Below are 2,173 nucleotides of genomic sequence, written 5' to 3'. Positions count from 1 at the left end.
GGGCAGTGGTTCCGCAGCCACGGCAACGAGAACTGGGAATTCGCCGAGAACGGCCTGATGCAGCGGCGCTTCGCGAGCATCAACGACCAGCCCATTGCCGAGTCGGAGCGCAAGTTCCGCTGGGAACGCGTATGAGGGCCGCGGTCCGATGCCGATCGCCCGGCACGGCTGTTGCTTGCTGCTGGTGACACACCCCATCAGGAGCAAACCCGCATGAACCGCAATGACGTCACCGAGAAGATCATCACCGTGAAGGTGTCCAAGGGCATCCAGTGGGCCGACGTGGCAAAGAAGGTCGGCCTCTCCAAGGAGTGGACCACCGCCGCCTGCCTTGGCCAGATGACGCTCGACGACAAGCAGGCCAAGGTCATTGGCAAGATTTTCGGCCTCACGGCCGAAGAGCAGAAGTGGCTCCAGGTGGTGCCCTACAAGGGCTCGCTGCCCACGCCGGTGCCGACCGATCCGCTCATCTACCGCTGGTACGAGGTGGTGAGCGTGTATGGCACCACCATCAAGGAACTGATCCATGAAGAATTCGGCGACGGCATCATGAGCGCCATCGATTTCAGCATGGACATCCAGCGCCAGGCCGATCCCAAGGGCGACCGCGTCAACGTGGTGCTGTCGGGCAAGTTCCTGCCCTACAAGACCTACTGACGCGGTCCCTCGGAACGAACCTCAGAACGCCGCGTGCTCGGCCGGCCTTGGCCGCCACGCGGGGCGCCGCGGGGCCGAGATGCTGCTGCCCTCGATGGCGCCCGCAATCGAGCGTGCCACGGCTTCCGCGGGCACCGCGATGCGCCGCCGCGTGACCATGCGCTCGAAGCTGCTGCAGGCCGCGATGCGGTCGGCCAGCGTGCTGTCCGCTTCGCTCACGTCGGGGCGCACCACCGTCACGCGCAGCTTGCCCGCATGCTCCTGCCGCAGGCCTTCGGAGATGGCGTCCACCGCGTACTGCGTGCCGCAATACACGGCCGAGTTCGGCGACACGCCCTGCGCGGGCACCGGCGCCACGTTGACGATGTGGCCCCAGCCCTGTTCCTGCATGGTCGGCAGCACCGCCGCAATGCCCAGCAGCACGCCGCGCAGGTTGACGTCGAGCATCAGCTCCCATTCGTCGACCTTGCGCGACCACAGCGGCGACAGCGGCATCACGCCCGCGGCGTTCACCAGCACGTCGATGCGGTCGTGGGTTTCGAGTGCGAATTCGGCAAATGCTTCCACGTCGGGCCGGTAGGTGACGTCGAGCCGCTGGAAGTGCGCGGTGCCGCCGGCGGCGGTGATTTCCTCGGCCAGCGCTTCGAGCCGGTCGGTGCGGCGCGCGCCGAGCACCACCTTGGCGCCGCGCCGCGCCAGGAGCCGCGCGGCCGCCGCGCCGATGCCACCACTTGCGCCCGTGATGAGGACGACTTTTTCCTGGATTGCGCTCATGAGACTCTCCTCGTGCGATGGGTGTGGACCATGGCGCAACACTGCGCCGGGCATGGAGGCAAGTCTCGCGCGGATGGGGCTCCGGGCGTTATCCGGATCGAACAGGCTTCTTGCCTGATCCTGCAAGACCTGCGGCCCGGACCGCCATGGCGCCGAGCGTGCGCAGGCCCTTCTCGATGCGCGCATCCCAGCCGTGGCCGCCGCTCAGGCGCAGGCAGTGGGCGTACTTGCCGCTGGCCGAGAACACCACGCCGGGCGCAAAGCAGATGCGTTTCTCCAGCGCCTGCGCAAACAGGAGCCGCGTGTCCGCGGGCTCGGGCAGTTCGACCCACAGCACGAAGTTGCCGGCCGGCCTCGACACCTTGGTGCCCGGCGGGAACGCCTGCTCGATCACCCGCGTCATGCGGGCCAGCGTGTCGGCGAACTCGCGCCGGACGCGGCGCAGGTGGCGGTCGTAGTCGCCGTTCGACAGGAAGGTGGCGAGCGCCACCTGCGTCAGCACCGGCGTCGCCAGGCTGGTGGCGAACTTGGTTTCGAGCACGCGGGCCATGTGGCGGCGCGTGGCGATCCAGCCGATGCGGTAGCCCGGCGCGAGCGTCTTGGAGAACGAGCCGCAATAGATGACGTTGTCGTGCGTGTCGAGCGCGCTGAAGGGCAGGGGCCGCTCCTCGCCGAAATGGACGTCGCCGTACACGTCGTCCTCGATCAGCGGCACGCCGTGTTCGGCCAGGATGCGCAGCAC

General features: G+C 68.0%; 4 protein-coding genes. 2 read left to right on the top strand and 2 right to left on the bottom strand.

The window, feature by feature from the left end; all coding sequences use genetic code 11:
• Both AC1DOC_RS30530 and cynS read left to right on the top strand, forming a co-directional pair.
• Positions 1-135 (top strand): DUF1348 family protein (locus AC1DOC_RS30530; RefSeq protein WP_478131212.1); only part of this gene is annotated, 135 nt, incomplete at its 5' end.
• 78 nt (positions 136-213) lie between these two features.
• Positions 214-657: a cyanase gene (cynS, locus tag AC1DOC_RS30525; RefSeq protein ID WP_012746482.1), complete on the top strand. Its 444-nt coding sequence runs from the start codon at positions 214-216 to the stop codon at positions 655-657.
• 21 nt (positions 658-678) lie between these two features.
• On the opposite strand, the gene AC1DOC_RS30520 is transcribed toward cynS, so the two are convergent.
• Together AC1DOC_RS30520 and AC1DOC_RS30515 are read right to left on the bottom strand one after the other, a co-directional pair.
• Positions 679-1,431, bottom strand: coding sequence for an SDR family oxidoreductase (locus AC1DOC_RS30520; RefSeq protein WP_418146846.1), 753 nt, complete (start codon positions 1,429-1,431; stop codon positions 679-681).
• Between the two features lie 88 nt (positions 1,432-1,519).
• A partial coding sequence (locus tag AC1DOC_RS30515; RefSeq protein ID WP_478131211.1) for an aminotransferase-like domain-containing protein occupies positions 1,520-2,173 on the bottom strand: 654 nt, incomplete at its 5' end.

It is taken from the genome of Variovorax sp. 01T439_2 (assembly GCF_056398445.1).
Note: the sequence above shows the minus strand (reverse complement) of the source record. Positions and strands in the feature narration are given on the sequence as shown.